Here is a 16533-nt window from a genome sequence, read left to right as displayed (position 1 = left end):
TTTTATCGTAATAACCTGCTGTTTTGTCCAATTAAAATCTCTCTCTGGTTGCACCGATGCGCCGGACACGGCATGCTGAAAAAGCTTCAGGACGCATTACCCTATACCTTTGGCCGTTTGCCCCGGACAGAGAGCGCCTTAACCGGCGAAGAAGTTGGAATTCTAATGAACATGTTAGTCGTTACTCAGCGCTGCAGAGGCTGGCGTATTGCCGTGCTTGCTATTCTGACACTGGTTATTACTGCCTGTGACAACGCTCCGAAAACTCCCCCTGATACCATTGCATCCAAGGATATCGAAATTCGCTGGGATACCTTTGGTGTGCCGCATATTTATGGCGGTACTGCCGAAGAGGTGTTTTATGGTTTTGGCTGGGCCCAGGCAAAGAGTCAGGGTGACATTGTCTTGAGGCTATACGGTCAGGCACGGGCAAAAGGCGCTGAATACTGGGGCGAGGAATATGAACAGACCGATTTGTGGTTACTCGGTAATGACGTCCCTGAACGAGGCCAACAGTGGTACCAGCAGCAAACGGAGGCGTTCAAGACAAATCTCGATGCGTTTGCGGCCGGTATTAACGATTACGCGAAGAAGCACCCGGAAAACCTGGATCCGCAGGTGTTAAAAGTGTTACCGGTATCGGGGGTTGATGTGGTGACCCATGCACACCGGCTGATGAATTTCATTTATGTTGCCTCGCCCTCCCGGGTGATTGGCGAACGGGCACCGCCGCTTAAGGCTGGCTCAAATACCTATGCCGTAGCGCCGGCTAAGTCTGCCAGCGGTAATACGTTACTGCTGCAAAATCCGCATTTGCCCTGGGCAACCGGATTCTTTACCTATTATGAAGCCCATTTAAGCGGCCCTGACTTTGAAATGTACGGTGCCACCCAGGTAGGTCTACCGGTAATCCGCTTTGCCTTTAACCAACGTATGGGCATTTCTAACACGGTAAACCGTATCCCCGGTGCTACCACATACCACCTTACTCTGAAAGATGATGGCTACCTTTACGATGGCGAGGTGCTGCCATTTGATACTACTGACAAGACGTACCGTGTATTGCAGCAAAACGGCACGCTTAAAGAAAAAACAGTGACTGTGAGAAAGTCAGTCCATGGCGCCGTATTTGAACGCCAGGATGGTGAAACAGTAGCATTGCGTGTTGCCGGGCTGGACCGGCCGGGTATGCTGCAACAGTATTTTGATATGTTGCAGGCCAAAAGCTTTGCTGAATTTACGACGGTAATGGAAAGACTACAGGTGCCAACGTTTAACATTACCTACGCTGATAAAGAAGGCAATATCCAGTATCTTTACAATGGCATTCTGCCCAAACACGAACAGGGCGATCTGGCTTTCTGGACTGGGTTGGTGCCTGGTGATAGTTCGGAATATGTGTGGAACGAAGTGCATGAATATGCTGATCTGCCAAAAGTCATCAACCCTAAGAGTGGCTTTGTGCAAAACGCTAACGATCCGCCATGGCTTGCTACTTATCCTGCTGTTTATGATTACAGTGATTTTCCGCCCTACGTTGCGGTAGAAGGGCCGATGTCTTTCCGAGCACAAAACGCGGTTAAGATGATGGCTGAAAGCGGAAAATTAAGTTTTGAGCAGTTTGAGAAAATCAAAACCTCCACCTACGCGCTGATGACCGAACGCGTGCTGGAAGATTTATTGGCCGCAGCAGATGAAAGTAACGATGAACTGGTACAACAGGCAGCGCAAGTGCTAAAAAACTGGGACAGGGACTTTGGTGTAGATAACCGTGCCGGGGTGTTATTTGAGAACTGGGCGGAATTGTTTGCTGGTAAACGCTCTGGCTTTTCGGACCAATCTAACTATGCTGTGCCCTGGCAGGCTGAGTTACCGCTTTCCACACCATACGGCTTAAAGGATCCTGAAGCTGCCGTCGCAATGCTCAAAAAGGCCGCCGAAAATACCATTGCAACCTATGGCCGGGTGGACCCACGGTTTGGTGATGTGTCACGGTTTATTATTCGCGATAAAGATGTCCCCGGTCATGGTGGCTATGGGAATCTTGGCGCATTTAATGTGATCACCTGGTGGGATCCGGATGGTGATGGTATCAGGGAGCCTCGCCACGGTGAAACCTGGGTCTCCATGGTGGAGTTTTCGACACCGATAACAGCCAAGGGGATTATGGCTTATGGAAATTCCCGGCAGGTCGACTCGGCCCATTATTCTGACCAGCTTGAATTGCTGGCTAACGATGAATACCGTACGCTCTGGCTACAGCGGGAAGAGGTTGAAGCGCATACCGAGCAAACGGAATGGCTCAAAAGGTAGAGATAAACAGTAAGAGGGCACTCAGCGTGCCCTTTTTGGTTTGTGGTTAAAACGCGCTGGGGTTTAAGCCGCCATCCAGCAGAATGTTCTGCCCGGTGATATAGCCACCATACTGGCTGGCCAGAAAAGCACAGGTATTGCCAAACTCTTTGGGATCGCCAAAACGGTTGGCCGGTACTTTAGCGGCGAGCTCTTTAGCTACCGTTTCTTTGTCGTTACCGGTTCGGGCCATGCCTGCATTTAACACACCATCCAAACGGTCGGTGGCGAAGTAACCCGGTAAAATGTTATTGATAGTGACGTTTTTGTCGGCCACCGTGCGGGAGATACCGGCTAAAAACGCAGTAAGGCCGGCGCGGGCACCGCTGGAGAGATCCAGCCCGGCTACCGGCATTTTTACCGTCATTGAGGTAATGTTGATGATGCGGCCAAAGCCACGTTCAACCATGCCATCCAGCACCTGCTGCACCAGATTAATGGGCGTTAGCATGTTCATATTAATGCCGTCTACCATGGCGTCATTGTCCAGTTCACGGAAGTCTTTGAGTGGCGGCCCGCCATTGTTATTGACCAGAATATCGGGCGCCGGGCAGGCTGCGAGAAGTTTTGCCTGACCTTCTGCGGTGCTCACGTCACAGGCGACGGGCGTAACCGTTACGCCGGTAGCGGTGGCAATTTCTTCGGCTACCTGAGCCAGCCGTTCAGCGTTTAACCCGTTGATCACCAGATTAACCCCGGCTTCTGCCAGCGCCTGAGCACAGGCCCGGCCCAGCCCCCGGCTCGAGGCACACACAATAGCGGTTTTACCTTTTATACCTAAATCCATCTGAAATCCTTACCTTTATTAAATGGTATAGCCTTATCTTACCGATTCAGCGCGTTTTAAAAAGGAGCCCTGTCGTTATTTTAGGCGTAGTCAGCGAGAGGTTTACTTTTGCGTTTTTGGACTAGCAAGCCCGGGTAGTGAAAGATAAACGCTGAAGTCATTGTTGCTATCGCGGTGGGAGCTGCTTACGGTTAGCTCACCCTGATGAAACTCAACAATACGCCGCGCCAGAAACAGGCCCTGGCCAATGCCAAGGGGAGCCGCAGCGTTAGTTGGTCCGGCTGGCGATAAGGTTTCGGAGGCATGATTGATTTGATTACTGAATCTGAGTGATGGTTGCTGCAGTGAAATCGTCAGGGTGTTATCACTGCCATGATAATGGGCATTTTCTATCAGGTTGCGAAACAGCAGATAAAGCAGGGTCTCATTAGCGACCACCTGGTAATCATCCGGTACGTCAATATTAAGCTCAAAGTCGGGCCGCAATCCGCTTAGTGATGAGGTCATAGTGACATCTTCTAACACACTTAGCACGTTCAGCGGGCGCCTGTTGCGGCTTTCTTCCCGGGCCAGTGCGGTGAGCACATCCAGCGTTTGGGTGAGTTTATTTAACTGGTTTCGGGCCTGAATTTCATCGTCCTGTGATAACGGACCGCTTTGATAAAGCGTATTTTGTAATATGCTGATCGGGGTTCTTAATTCGTGGCTGATATCCCGGGTAAACTGGGTTTCGCGTTCAAGCAGATGGGTGAGATTGTGCCACTGTTTTTCGATAGACCGGGCCAGAAAGCCCACCTCGTTATCCGGCAGACTGGCAGTAAACCCGGCCGGAAATAACAACTGGGGTGTATCGCTTTGAACCCGTTGGCTTAAGCGGTTAAGTGGTGCGACGATTGTCTCAACACGGTTCATCAGAAACCAGGAACACAGAGCAAAAATCAGCGTACCCAGAAAGGCTACGCCCGCTATATTCAGCGGCCAGACCTTATTGGTTACCGTAAAAGCATCCACTTCGGCATACAGCAGGGCTTCCTGCCCGTTCAGTTGCAGCGGCACAATGTGAATGTTGCCAGCCTCGGTAATAAACTCGATCCGTTCTGGCTCCTTGTCATGCAACTTCTGAACGGATGGCGGCAACTGTTGCCAGCTGTTAACAATTTTCATCCACGGATAGCGGGGCAGGGGCAGCGCAGCTGTGGCCTGATATTGCTGTTCCAAATAGTGGGCCTCTGTTCTTATCTGCTGGTTGATGACGTTGTCTTCGATAAGGTAGCCGTACAACTGGGTGAATCCGGCAAAAATACACAATAGCAGCAGGGTATAAAGTAAAAACAGCCGTTTTATCTGTTGGCCAATCTTTTTCATGCCGACGCCTGCAAGCCAAATCCTACGCCATGTATGGTTTTTAACATGGGAAAGTCAAAGGGCTTATCCAATTGCTGGCGGATGGTATAAATATGCGATTTCAGTACGTCGCTGTTGTGAATATCATTTCCCCACACCCGCTCTATGAGTTGCCGCCTGCCAAGTGGCATGGGATGCGCTTTAGCCAGTGTTATCAGTATTGCCTTATCGGTGGCCGACAGGTGTAACACCTGTTGCTGACGGCTCACTGTATTAGTGACTAAATCAATGGTCATCTCACCAATAACCAGCTGTTTGGCCTGATGCAGATCGCGCCGTCTGGCCAGCGACAAACATCTTACCAACACCTCGTCGGGCTGGTAGGGTTTGGTAACGTAATCATCGGTGCCAGCAGCAAAACCCGCCAGTTTGTCGCTCAGTGCGGTGCGGGCAGTGAGCATTAAAACCGGCAGTACCGACTCAGCCGTTTGCTTAATGCGTCCGCACAGCTCAATACCGTCGGTGTCGGGTAACGACAAATCAAGGATCACCACATCGTACTCAGTGTTTGCGACCTGCCTGATGGCATCTCTGCCGGTGCTTACCACCTCAATGATGTGGCCGGCATCGGTTAAAAAGCGCTCAAGCTGCGCGGCCAGCACGGCATCATCTTCTACTATCAGAATTTGCAAAAACTGTTTCATAGGAATGTGAGTGGTGGTTTCAATACCGTAAAAACTCTCACAGGCGATGCGCTAAAACAAGTGATTGCCACGTTGTTTTTGTCATCTTGACCTTTCCTTGAAGTTTGCTTTGCTAAGGTTGGCCGTATTACTCAACAACAGGAATTAATCAGCAATGAGAACAGGTATTATAGTGATATTGCTATGCAGTCTATTGGGTTGTGGCGGCATGAAAGACTGGATCCACCCTGATGTGGATAAAACCTTTACCGGGCAAACTTTCACGGCGCAGCAGTTACAGCAGGATCTGGATTATCTGGTGGCTACCATGAGTCGCCGTCATCCGGCCTTTGAGCAGTATGTCGACAGTGAACAGTTCTCTGCTCAGGTTGAACGTCTTAGCGCTCAGCTTAAAGATAACATGACCCGAAAGCAGGCATTTGCGGTACTCGGTCAACTGACGCCGTATTTTAATGACGGCCATTCAATCCTGTTTCCGCTGTTGGCCGAATTTACCTATGCTGAGGAAGCCGGCATTCAAACTTTTCCATTCGGAGTGAACGTGCGTGATGGAAAAATACGTCTGGCACGCGCTTACCAGCGCCGCGGCGATCAGAAGACACTGACCGCCGGCAGTGAAATCGTCTCCATTAACGGTCATGCTGCAAGCGAGATTATTGCCCGCCTCACGCCAATGAGCCACGGCGAGTCGCCGGCCCTGCGCGAGAGCATGCTGTCGCTGCTGTTTCATTACTGGTTATTTGCTGTTTTTGATGTAAAAGGCGACATACAGTTAGAGCTCAAGGATAACAGCAAAACCAGCACGCTAACCTTACTGAATGACCAGCACTGGGAGCGGGCAGGCGCCGGGCAGGAGGATAATGAACTGACATTTATCACTCCGCAGGTGGCCTATTTACGGGTTGAGTCGTTTGACGTGGATACTGAGCAAGGTGCTTATGATGCCTTTATCAATGAATCTTTTAAGCAGATATGCCAGCAGAAAGCACAACGCCTGATCATTGATATCCGCGGCAATACCGGCGGTCAGTCGGATGCCGGGGCGCAAATTATTCAGTACCTTACCGATAAGCCGGTGCCGCAGGGCTCTGTGGCTATCGAAAAACTCAATAGCGATACTAACGGTTGGTTTGGTTACCGTGGCGAGCCGGGGGAGGTCATTGAGTTGAACGTTGAATCTGATGGCATGATTGAACCGGTCGCGCCATCACTGCAATTTAAGGGGGATGTGTGGGTGGTTATCGATCGTATGAGTTATTCTGCCGCTATCTTGTTTGCCGCTACCATTCAGGATAACCAGCTCGGCAAACTCATGGGCGAACCTACCGGTGGCAATGCTAATCAAACCGGCAACCTGACACCGTTTTATTTACCCAATACCCGTTTGCTGATGCTCGCGCCCGGCCGTTACATTGTGCGCCCTTCGGGCAACAGAGCAAAGCAGCCGGTCATGCCAGACGTTAACTTAACCGATGAAGCGCTGGCCGATCCGCTGACCTGGTTGAAGACTCATTCGCTGCCACCGGCATAATTTGAGCCCCACAATATGATAAATCAGGAGTTGAGTCTGCTAACAGGCTCAACTTTCCAGAGAATTTCCGTATACTGGGCAACAGATAAAGTCCAAAAACCTCGTGCAAAACATCTTTATCTGTAATGAAGCCAGCGTAAGACTGGCTCTGACAATCAGGAGTACCCTATGCCTGCCCCGATAAATACATTCAAACAGGCAATCACCGGTGATACAGCACAAATTGGTTTGTGGCTGGGACTGGCGAATAGTTATACCGCAGAATTACTGGCCGGTGCTGGTTTTGACTGGCTGCTCATCGACGCGGAACATTCACCCAATGACTTGCGAACTATACTGGAGCAGTTGCAGGCCATTGCGCCTTATCCTGCGGTGCCCATCGTGCGCCCGCCATGGCCTGATGCGGTGCGTATCAAGCAAATTCTGGATTTGGGTGTGCAAACCATTCTGGCGCCCATGGTTGATACCGCTAAACAGGCTGCCGAAGTGGTTGCGGCTACGCGTTATCCACCAGAGGGTATTCGTGGCGTAGGCAGCCCGCTGGCGCGGGCATCGCAATTTAACCGCACAAAAGATTATCTGGAAACCGCTAACGATCAGGTTTGCGTGCTGATCCAGATTGAAACGGTAACCGGCGTAGAGAATCTCGATGCCATTTTAGAAGTAGATGGGGTGGATGGTATTTTTATCGGCCCGGCGGATTTAAGTGCGTCTATGGGTCACCTTGGCGATCCGGGCCACGATGATGTGCAAAAGGTTATCGAGAGCTGCATTGCTAAAATCGTCAGGGCCGGTAAAGCGCCTGGCATTCTGATTGGCGATAAACAACTGGCATCCCGCTATATTGAGCTTGGCGCTATGTTTGTGGGGGTAGGGACCGATACCGGGTTACTGCTTAATGCCTCGGCGGCACTGGCTGAGTCATTTAAGCCGGATTTGGTTACGCCCGTGCCACAAACCGGTAAACGTTCGGTTTACTAGCGATGACTGACTGAGGGTAAAGGAGACACTATGAAACTTGCGTTACTAGTTGCCATTTGTTGGTGTATTGCCGGTTGCCAGACAACAGCAACTAAACCCAGGTCAGCGCAAACGCCCGTAATGTCGGAGTTTACCCTGCCCGAAGCCACTATAGCCGATATTCATCGGGCTATGATGGCTGGCGAGTTGAGCGCAGAAGCGCTAACCAGACAGTACCTGGAGCGCATTGCCAGGCTTGATCAAAGTACCTTTTTAAACGCCATCGTCATGGTTAATCCGCAGGCTCTGGCCAGGGCCAGAGCCCTGGATGCCGAGTTTGCCCGCAGCGGAGAACTCAGGCCGTTGCATGGCATCCCGGTTATTGTGAAGGATAATTATGATACCCGGGGGCTTCAAACCACCGGTGGCTCGGTGGCGCTTAAAGGCGTTACGCCGCCTGATGATGCCTTTCAGGTGGCGCGCTTAAAAGCGGCTGGTGCCATCGTACTGGCTAAATCCAACATGGCTGAATGGGCCTTCAGCCCGAGCTGGACCATGAGTTCTGTGGGAGGGTTAACCCGTAACCCGTATGATCTTTCACGCACCCCAGCAGGCTCCAGTGGCGGCACTGGCGCAGCAGTTGCCGCCAATTTGGGGGCAGTGGGGCTGGGCACCGACACCGGCAATTCCATTCGCGGACCATCCTCTCACAATGCGCTGGTGGGGATCCGCAGCACCATGGGCTTAACCAGTCGGGATGGCATTATTCCACTTTATTTACGCAACGATATTGGAGGGCCTATGGCGCGTACCGTTGAAGATGCAGTGCGCGTGCTGGATGTGATTGCGGGCTATGATGAAGCCGATCCCATCACGGCAAAGAGTCAGGGCCAACGTCCGGCGAGTTATCTGAGTTCATTGCAGGCAGATGGTCTGCAGGGCGCTACTATTGGCGTACTGCGTTACTACACTGATACAGCTGCCATCGATGCAGAAGTCAAAGCGTTGTTTGAGCAGGCTGTGAGCGACCTGATAGCGCAGGGCGCACAGGTGATCACCATTGCTATCGACGATTATCCCAACCTGATTAAAGATAACTGGTGTAATACGTTTGTCAGCGACGTCAACGAGTACTTAACTTCGCTTGAAGGGCGTTCTTTGTATGATTCGTTGCAGGCGATTTACGATGCACAGTTATATTCGGTGCCTGTGAAAGAATCGCTGGAATATATGCTTAACCCGGAAAATCAGGACCAGCAGTGTAGTGATCTGTACACTCATCCACGCAATATTAATTTTCGAGAGCAGGTCGTTAAAGCTATGGATGACGCCGGTGTTGACGCGCTGATCTATCCCACCTGGAGTTTTCCGCCTCGAGAGATTGCTGATACCGACGGGCATAAAGGGGATAACAGTCAGCACATTGCCCCGCATACTGGTCTGCCAACTATCACCGTTCCCATGGGATTTACCCGCGAGCAGCGGTTACCCGCAGGGATAAGCTTTGTGGGCCGGTTGTTTGCCGAACCAACGCTGATCAAGTTGACCTATAGCTACGAACAGGCAACCAACCATCGCAAACCACCACCGGGTTTCTAAGGCAGGAGTAAGGCTCGCTGGCTGCTAGCTTGTTGCCTCTGTTCGAGTAGCTTTTGACGCATGTCTTCAGCAGTATTATCCGCTTCAATCAGCCAATAGTAATCGAGCCACCCGCCTGACATCATGGCGGAAGCAGAGGGAGTATGATGCCCGGTAAGCAAAGAGTAAATCAGTAAAGGCGCGATGTTATCCCCGATTGTTGTCATCAACCGCTGCAGGGTTTCTGTCGTTTCATCCGGCAAGGGGGTTAATGCCTGCAGCGCCGCATAGAAACGGTAATTGTGTACATTCACTTCAGACGCCGTGTCGGCAATTCGGCTTTGTAAAAAAACAATGGCTGCCTCGCGGTCACCCGCTTGCAGGTAGTTTTGATAAAGCAGCGGCAACAGACTAAAAATTCGATTGTCGAGTAAGGGTAAATCGAGCATGAGCTGGCGAGCTACATCCGTCGCCTGTTGTGGCTGAGTAAAACGCTGTAAGCCTTGCCAGAATCTTGCTTGCGGCGTATCGCCCAGCAAGCTGGCGGTGTGTCTGAACCATTGCTCGGCCCGCTCTTCATCGCCAATTTCCAGATATAACAGCCCCGTATAAGCCGAGTTGACCTCTGAGGCGGAGTCGATGTCTGCCGACTGCAGCATACTGGTTATTGCCGCGTTTAACTGCCCCTGACGATGTAAAATTTTGGCCTGCCAGACATACGCCCAGGTGTAATTGCTGTCGATACTGATGGCGTTTTGTACTGCTTCAAGCGCTGGCTTGTATTCACTGCGCCAGAAACGCACGATGGCAAGGTTAACGTTGATCCAGGGAGAAAGCGGATCAAGCTCGTAGGCTTGCTGCGCGCGGGAAAGCGCCGCATCAAACCGGTTGCGAGCCAGCTCAAGCTCAGAATAAATATACAGTGCAGTTGCGTGATTAGGCTGGCGGCCGAGAATGCCATCCAGAGTCGTTTCTGCTGAACTGAAATTGCCCGCGGCGGTGTCTATGATCACGCTGGCCAGTAACGCATTAGTTTCCTGTGGATTGTTGCGCAACGCCTTAGAGATGGCGGCATCGGCTTTTTGCAATGCTTCTTCGCGAGGCATAAACGCATCATGAAAATCATGACGGGCGTACAGGTAAGCCAGCTTGCCGTGGGCGGCAGCAAAGTCAGGCGCGAGCTCTACGGCTTGTTGAAAGGCGGCTTCAGACTTATAGATCCACTCGCTGGTTTTCCCGTTCATCAGCCAGTAGTTGCCGCGCAGGTAATACTGGTACGCTTCAATGTTGTCGGGCGATGATGTCTGGGCAACTTCGGTGTCGCTGGTTTGTGGCAATAATGCTTCATTCAGGCGTCGGGCTATAGTTTGCTGAATAGCAAATAAACTGGATGCGGTATTGGTATAACTTTCAGACCACACCACCCGGTCGGTGTCAGCATCAATCAGGCGAACGGCAATTTTAAACTCTTCATCAATACGTCTGACGCTGCCTTCAACCAGATAACGCACACCTAACGAGCTCGCCACATCCGACAAACTGTTATCCTCTGAACTGGTAACCGCCAGGGTAGAATAGCGCGATGGCACGTCGAGATTCTGGTTCTGGGTGAGCGAGTCGGTGAGTTCCTCGGTAATGCCATCGGCAAAATACAGGGTGTCATCATCGTTACTCAGTTGTCTGAGGGGTAACACCGCTACCGAAATGCGTTGCTGATCGGGCTTGATTGTGTCGTCTGTTATTGTTTTATTGAGCGTAAACACCACAACCGCCACCAGGACAAACAGTACTGCAGCAACAAACCAGGCCTTTTTGCTAACTACCGGGGCAGGGGAAAGCGCTTTTTGCGGTTCAGGTTGTTTTGCTGGCGCTGAGTCTGTGGAGGATTCCACTGCCTCCGAAACCGCATTTTCTGAGGTTAACGCTTCACTATTATCTGCTGAAGGCGTTGGCTCTGCTGTTGTCAGCGTGCTCTGCCAGTTAACTTCACCACGTAGTCGATAACCTTTTTTGGGTACGGTCTGGATCAGCCGGCGTTGCTGACTGTCGCCAAGGGCCTGACGTAACTGAGAAATTATCCGGGTTAATGCTTCTTCTACTACCACCCGCCCATTCCACACATCGCGCAATAATTCACCACGTTCCACGGTGTCACCGGCATTGCAGGCGAGCAGATAAAGCACATGCATGGCTTTTGGTTCAATGCGGCGAATATCCTTGCCTGTTCGGATAGTGTGATCGCCAATATCCACCACGATGGCGTTTATGGTAAAGCATCCTTTGCCGGGTGGGGGATTAAATGACAACCTTAGGTCTCCGAAATTTCATTAGGTTTTATTGTAACTCATTATAAAAAAACAAATAAATAATCTATTAGTTATTCTTTAGGATTTAATTTGTTGTTCATCAGGCAGGCTGGTGAATCGTGCTACATACTCAACCGAAATTTAAACAAGTAGTGGCCTTTTGGTTAACAAGCAGTTTCTGCATGTCGACAAAGGATAAGGCTAACAAATAACTGTTCGTTGTGTTGAGGAAAAAACTATGTCTTTCATTAACCGTATCAAAAAGCCGTTGCTCGTTGCTGTATGTTGTTCATTTGCCGGTGGCGTAATGGCAAGCAGCCAGGTGACCGCTGAGTCGTTTCAATTAAAAACCAGCATGCGCGATGTCAATGGTGTACGCGAAATCGAGCAGGGCGACTTTGCTAAAGGAATTGCCCGCACTAAGGCAGCTCTGGCTCGCACCAGTGTAAGTGTAAACCGTTTACCTCTGCTGAATAACCTTTGCGTAGCTTACGTAGCGGTTGGCGACTTAGACAGTGCGAAGGCGCATTGTAATGAAGCCGTTGATGCCAGCAGCAATAACGTATTCGCTCTTAACAACCGTGCGGTAATGCATTGCCTGGCGGATAACACGCCAGCCTGTATTGCTGACTTAACCCTGGCCAACGAAAGAAAAACCAAGCAGCGTATCGTTTCGCAAAACCTGCAACTGGCCAAACAACGTGATTTGCTGAGCAAAAACTAATTTACAGACGTTCCCTCTGTGAGCTGTAGCCCCTGCCAAAAGGGGCTCTTATCGGGGTGTTGGTAACACGGATTACCGTTTATACCCCACAGGCTGTTTAGTCAGTCTGCAGCCCCGGCTTTGCCGGGGCTTATTTTTTTGTCGGCGAATGTTTTTGCAGTTTACGCTGCAGGCTGCGCCGGTGCATACCTAAGGCTTCTGCCGTTCTGGAAATATTACCGTCGTGTTCGGCGAGGATCCGCTGGATGTGTTCCCACTCGGCCTGCGCCGCCGTCAGCGGTTTATGTTCCACTGTTGTGCCAGCCGGTTGCCCCTCAAGTTTATTGATAAGTTCATTAAAGCTGGCAGGTTTAGCCAGATAATCCGTAGCCCCGCGCTTCATGGCGGTTACTGTGGTAGCAATACTGGCATAGCCGGTCATGATGATCAGGTGTTCTGGCGTATAGTGCGTTTGCAGAGCGGAAATAAACTCAAGGCCCAGTTCGTCACCAATCATCATGTCCAGTAATATGCCATAACAGGGTGTGGCGGGCGCAGCCAGGGCTTCACTGGCCTGGGCATAAGTGGTGACTGAATAATTACCTGTTGCAGTAAAGCGCCGTGCGAGTACCGCTGTCAGTCGCGAGTCGTCATCAATAATGATTAAGGGTTTAGTCATCTGTGGTCTTGTCTTCGTTAACGAGTGGCAGGGCTATCACGGTTGTCACCCGAGTGGCATGGTTTTCCCAACTCACTTTTCCGCCGCACTTTTCAATGGTGGCGTTTGATAACACCGCGCCAACGCCAAAGCCGGATTCGCTCTGAATAAAGCGGGAACCTAACAGTTCCTTTGGGAAAGGATTGTCCTTATTTATTGGATTGGTGACAGTTAATCGATAAACCAATTGTTCAGCGTCCACGCTGACCGTTACGGCACGGCCTGAAGCAGCATCACAAGCGTTAATTACAATATTGGCCAGGGCGGGGATCAGGGTACGGTCGCCTTTAATACTGCCATCCACACTAATCCGGGGCGGCCAGATGACTTCAGCCTCAGGGCGGGCAAGCAGCAATAAATGCCTGATTGAAGTAATCAAAGTCGCGGGGTCAAATAAACTGGTTCTTGATTCACGCACATCGTCGGCCACCTCACGCCAGTTTTTCAGTAAGGTTTCAAGCTGATAAAACTGTCCCTCAAGCTCAACAAGTAAGCTTTCGTCGAGACTTTCCTGAAGTTCCTCTAGAATCAACCGCATAGTTTGCACCGGAGTAGCCGCATCATGGGTAAGCTGCGCAGCGGCGGTGCCGATAGCCAGTAATTGTTCGTCTCTTAGCTGTCGTTCACGGAGCTGTTGAATGGCCGCGGTTTTTGTGCCCAGCTGTAAGCGAAAATAGAAGATCACAGTAGCGACCAGTAGACTGGTTAATACAAAGCTTAGTACCATTCCCTGGGCATGATTTTGCATCATAGCCGAGTGGTGGCCGGCAGCTGGCACGATGAGTTGCAGGCTTTGCCCTGCCATACTGACAGCCAGCACCACGAAGCCAGCTTTAAAGGGCAGCAGCATCAGGCTCAGCACCAGTGGTACCAACAAAATACTGCTGAAGGGATTACTGGCGGCCCCGTTCAGGGCGATGAAAACATTGACCAGGCCGATCTCCAGTAACGCCAGAAACAAAGTGAATCCAGCAGGAATACGTCGTCGGCCGAAAATAAGCAAAAACAACAGCAGTAGCATGTCAGCACCCGTTTAAATCATTGAATTGAGTATACCGGAGTTTAGTGAGGAGGGGTTGACCGGGCGCAACAGAGTAAAAAAGAAAAGGTGTGGCATTTATCGTCCGCAACAACGACCAAGCCAAGCTGCCACACCTCTTTTCAGACCTTTAAAATTGCCATTGGAACCCCGCGTAAACCGCACGTCCCATACCTGGTACCGCTATCCCGTAGGGGATGCCATTGAGAGACATGGTCATGCCCTGACCGGTATAGGCGCCGCCGGTAGGGTTGAAGTAAAACCTATCAAGCAGGTTTTCAACGCCGGCGTCGATTCTGAATGACTGCCATTGATGACTTACCTGCAGATTCAGTAAACCATATCCAGCGGTTTTAACCTCATTGCGGATTTCTGACACCTTTTTCTTGCTGCTCGCCAACACCCATTCCAGGCTACTTTGCCAGCCATCAGCCCGGTGTGACAAGGTGAGTGAGCCTTGTAAGGGAATAACCTGATATAAACCAGAACCGGTGTCTTTATTTTCGGCACTGGTGGCACTGAGGCTACCATCGAGTTGCCAGTGGCCGGCGCTACCATGACTGATATGCCAGGTGCCACTTACATCGGTACCATAGATTCGGGCAGACTGGTTTGCGTAGCGCAGTACGTTAAATTGATTTGGCATCCACATCGTATTGGCTGCTACGGCATCGATATAATCGCTGATATAGGTGTAGTAACTGGTAACCGTTAGTGAATTGTGCTGCTCATCCTGCCAACTAATACTGGCCGAAATGGTATCGGCCTGTTCTGGGGACAATGATGCATTTCCCACGTAGCCGTTACCATCACCAACCAGGTTATTCATACCGGCAGCCATCATCCATGACGACCAGGTATATTTCTCATATAAGTTGGCAGTACGCACCTTATGCGCGTAGCCGAACTCAGTGTGAAGTTCACGGCTTGCCTGATAGCGCGCGACAAAGGTGACATCAATGTTGTTATCGGTGCTGCTACGTGAGCCATTATTAAAAGCGTTGGCCTGCATCATTTGCATACCCGGGGCATTGTCACCCGTGGCATAACCTTCTGCCTCACCGGTTTGCATGGCGACATTTTCATAGCGCAGGCCATACATTAGTAACCAGTGAGTGCCCGCTGCCTGTTCACGCTCAGCGTATGCGGCAATACGATCACGCTGGCCATCATTAATATTTAAAAATGTACCTGGACCCATGCCACCTCCTGATGGCGTCCAGTAATCGTCGAGACTGTATTGCTGAAGCTCCAGACCAACACGCAAAACATCATTAGCAGCCAGAGAGTAGTCGGCTTTTACCGTCAGGCCGTTGTTGTCTGACTCACTGTACATGGGCATTCCGGCAGCACAGGTGCCCTCAGGGTCGCCCATAAAGCGGATAGGGTCGCAAGGCAGACCCATCATGGCATTGCTGCCATACCAGAACTGCTTGTCTGCACCAAAATTCATCATATGCTCAACCTGTTCATGATAGAACCGGGTGGTAATTTGGCCCCAGTCGGTCTCGCGGTGCCAGGCCAGATTGAGGTTGATTTGTTCATTATCCAGTAAGTCCATGCGCTGATTTGGGTAGAGTTGCTGGGGCATGTCCTGATAGCTCAGTCTGGCATCAATTCGGTTATTCTGATCGGCCTGCCAGGCAAAGCGCACATTGTGATTCTGGGTTTCATAGGCACTCGAACCCACTTCATCGAGGGCTAGCTGATGATTTGGCCTGCCAGTGGCTGTTTGTGACTTAAATGCTTCAGCGGCTGAGTAGTTATTAGCTTTGCTCCAGTTGCCCGTATAACTGAGCAAGCTGGAATCCCAAAGATATTGCAGGGAGAGGTTTGCACCGCGGGCATGGTTATTACTTCGGTAGAAACCGCCAGCTTCGCCTGACAAGGTTGCCTCGCTACCAGATAAAAACTCAGGTGGCAGTGACTCAGCGATAATAGACCCGCCGAGACTATCGCCGCCAACACTGACCGGCGATAAGCCTGCATAGACGGTTAATGTGCCAACATCATTTGGTGCCATGTAGGATAACGGCGGGTTCATATGATTAGGACAGGATGATATCAGGTCCATGCCATTCACTTTTACCCGCAAACGATCGTCAGCCAGGCCGTGAATTGCTGGCAGGCTGGATAATCCGCCTGTGGCATTTAAATGCACGCCGGCTATACCTCGTAGCAGGCTGGCTGTGTCAGCATTGGCTGCGCCTTTGCGAGCAATATCGCTATCGCTCAATACAGTCGTATGGCCTGATAAAATATGACCGGTATGACCCTCTACCGTGATGTGTTCAATATCCGTTTCCGCCGGACTCGCTTCGGCATAAGCGAATTCACTGAGAATGCTAACAGATAATGTAATGGCAAGCGCCAGGCGGCTGCGCAAAAACCTACCGTGCTGTGGGTGTTTCATTAAAGCTCCTGAGTGTCAGTGCCAGGCTATAGTTATTATTTAAAATCAGGGGCCTGACTAAGTGAGCTAATGATAACGAAACGGGCTGTTCAGCCAAT

General features: G+C 50.8%; 12 protein-coding genes. 5 read left to right on the top strand and 7 right to left on the bottom strand.

The window, feature by feature from the left end:
• Positions 1-72 precede the first annotated feature (72 nt).
• Positions 73-2313, top strand: coding sequence for a penicillin acylase family protein (locus tag AC566Q_RS14965; RefSeq protein ID WP_499607577.1), 2241 nt, complete (start codon positions 73-75; stop codon positions 2311-2313).
• 46 nt (positions 2314-2359) lie between these two features.
• Here the strand turns inward: AC566Q_RS14965 and AC566Q_RS14960 are convergent, their stop codons facing one another.
• The 3 genes from AC566Q_RS14960 to AC566Q_RS14950 all read right to left on the bottom strand — a co-directional run bounded on the left by AC566Q_RS14960 (position 2360) and on the right by AC566Q_RS14950 (position 5175).
• Complete coding sequence (locus AC566Q_RS14960; RefSeq protein ID WP_105934189.1) at positions 2360-3139, bottom strand: SDR family oxidoreductase; 780 nt, start codon at positions 3137-3139, stop codon at positions 2360-2362.
• Between the two features lie 102 nt (positions 3140-3241).
• A complete protein-coding gene (locus tag AC566Q_RS14955; RefSeq protein ID WP_499607574.1) occupies positions 3242-4504 on the bottom strand; it encodes a sensor histidine kinase in 1263 nt (420 codons plus the stop codon).
• Positions 4501-5175, bottom strand: coding sequence for a response regulator transcription factor (locus AC566Q_RS14950; RefSeq protein WP_499607571.1), 675 nt, complete (start codon positions 5173-5175; stop codon positions 4501-4503). The genes AC566Q_RS14955 and AC566Q_RS14950 overlap by 4 nt, the downstream gene beginning before the upstream one ends.
• Before the next feature lie 166 nt (positions 5176-5341).
• Here AC566Q_RS14950 and AC566Q_RS14945 point away from each other — a divergent pair, with 166 nt between their 5' ends.
• The 3 genes from AC566Q_RS14945 to AC566Q_RS14935 all read left to right on the top strand — a co-directional run bounded on the left by AC566Q_RS14945 (position 5342) and on the right by AC566Q_RS14935 (position 9277).
• A complete protein-coding gene (locus AC566Q_RS14945; RefSeq protein ID WP_499607568.1) occupies positions 5342-6718 on the top strand; it encodes a S41 family peptidase in 1377 nt (458 codons plus the stop codon).
• Between the two features lie 168 nt (positions 6719-6886).
• Entirely contained in the window at positions 6887-7699 is an 813-nt protein-coding gene (gene hpaI / locus AC566Q_RS14940) for a 4-hydroxy-2-oxoheptanedioate aldolase (protein ID WP_499607565.1), read from the top strand.
• 30 nt (positions 7700-7729) lie between these two features.
• The gene (locus tag AC566Q_RS14935) at positions 7730-9277 is read left to right on the top strand and encodes an amidase family protein (RefSeq protein WP_499607562.1); all 1548 of its coding nucleotides are present in this window, start codon (positions 7730-7732) and stop codon (positions 9275-9277) included.
• Here the strand turns inward: AC566Q_RS14935 and AC566Q_RS14930 are convergent.
• Positions 9274-11562: a winged helix-turn-helix domain-containing protein gene (locus AC566Q_RS14930; RefSeq protein ID WP_499607559.1), complete on the bottom strand. Its 2289-nt coding sequence runs from the start codon at positions 11560-11562 to the stop codon at positions 9274-9276. The two genes, AC566Q_RS14935 and AC566Q_RS14930, sit on opposite strands and share 4 nt — an antisense overlap.
• Before the next feature lie 238 nt (positions 11563-11800).
• On the opposite strand from AC566Q_RS14930, the gene AC566Q_RS14925 reads away from it, so the two are divergent.
• Entirely contained in the window at positions 11801-12286 is a 486-nt protein-coding gene (locus AC566Q_RS14925; RefSeq protein WP_105934183.1) for a tetratricopeptide repeat protein, read from the top strand.
• 130 nt (positions 12287-12416) lie between these two features.
• Here AC566Q_RS14925 and AC566Q_RS14920 read toward each other — a convergent pair whose 3' ends face one another.
• From AC566Q_RS14920 to AC566Q_RS14910, 3 genes are all read right to left on the bottom strand, one after another.
• Entirely contained in the window at positions 12417-12944 is a 528-nt protein-coding gene (locus tag AC566Q_RS14920; RefSeq protein WP_499607556.1) for a response regulator transcription factor, read from the bottom strand.
• Positions 12937-14004 carry a sensor histidine kinase gene (locus tag AC566Q_RS14915; protein WP_105934181.1) on the bottom strand — a complete coding sequence of 356 codons (1068 nt, stop codon included), beginning with the start codon at positions 14002-14004 and terminating at the stop codon, positions 12937-12939. Before AC566Q_RS14915 ends, AC566Q_RS14920 begins: the two co-directional genes overlap by 8 nt.
• A gap of 148 nt (positions 14005-14152) precedes the next feature.
• The gene (locus AC566Q_RS14910) at positions 14153-16435 is read right to left on the bottom strand and encodes a TonB-dependent receptor plug domain-containing protein (RefSeq protein WP_499607553.1); all 2283 of its coding nucleotides are present in this window, start codon (positions 16433-16435) and stop codon (positions 14153-14155) included.
• Between the last annotated feature and the right edge of the window lie 98 nt (positions 16436-16533).

It is taken from the genome of Alteromonas sp. H02, from assembly GCF_059682525.1.
The sequence above is the reverse complement of the archived record's forward strand: the minus strand, read 5'-3'. Positions and strand labels throughout refer to the sequence as shown.

What these genes read in the sequence shown, in the direction of transcription:
- AC566Q_RS14965 (WP_499607577.1), top strand. Translation starts at nt 73, where the DNA reads ATGCTGAAAAAGCTTCAGGACGCATTACCCTATACCTTTGGCCGTTTG.
- AC566Q_RS14960 (WP_105934189.1), bottom strand. Translation starts at nt 3,139, where the DNA reads ATGGATTTAGGTATAAAAGGTAAAACCGCTATTGTGTGTGCCTCGAGC.
- AC566Q_RS14955 (WP_499607574.1), bottom strand. Translation starts at nt 4,504, where the DNA reads ATGAAAAAGATTGGCCAACAGATAAAACGGCTGTTTTTACTTTATACC.
- AC566Q_RS14945 (WP_499607568.1), top strand. Translation starts at nt 5,342, where the DNA reads ATGAGAACAGGTATTATAGTGATATTGCTATGCAGTCTATTGGGTTGT.
- hpaI (WP_499607565.1), top strand. Translation starts at nt 6,887, where the DNA reads ATGCCTGCCCCGATAAATACATTCAAACAGGCAATCACCGGTGATACA.
- AC566Q_RS14935 (WP_499607562.1), top strand. Translation starts at nt 7,730, where the DNA reads ATGAAACTTGCGTTACTAGTTGCCATTTGTTGGTGTATTGCCGGTTGC.
- AC566Q_RS14925 (WP_105934183.1), top strand. Translation starts at nt 11,801, where the DNA reads ATGTCTTTCATTAACCGTATCAAAAAGCCGTTGCTCGTTGCTGTATGT.
- AC566Q_RS14920 (WP_499607556.1), bottom strand. Translation starts at nt 12,944, where the DNA reads ATGACTAAACCCTTAATCATTATTGATGACGACTCGCGACTGACAGCG.
- AC566Q_RS14915 (WP_105934181.1), bottom strand. Translation starts at nt 14,004, where the DNA reads ATGCTACTGCTGTTGTTTTTGCTTATTTTCGGCCGACGACGTATTCCT.
- AC566Q_RS14910 (WP_499607553.1), bottom strand. Translation starts at nt 16,435, where the DNA reads ATGAAACACCCACAGCACGGTAGGTTTTTGCGCAGCCGCCTGGCGCTT.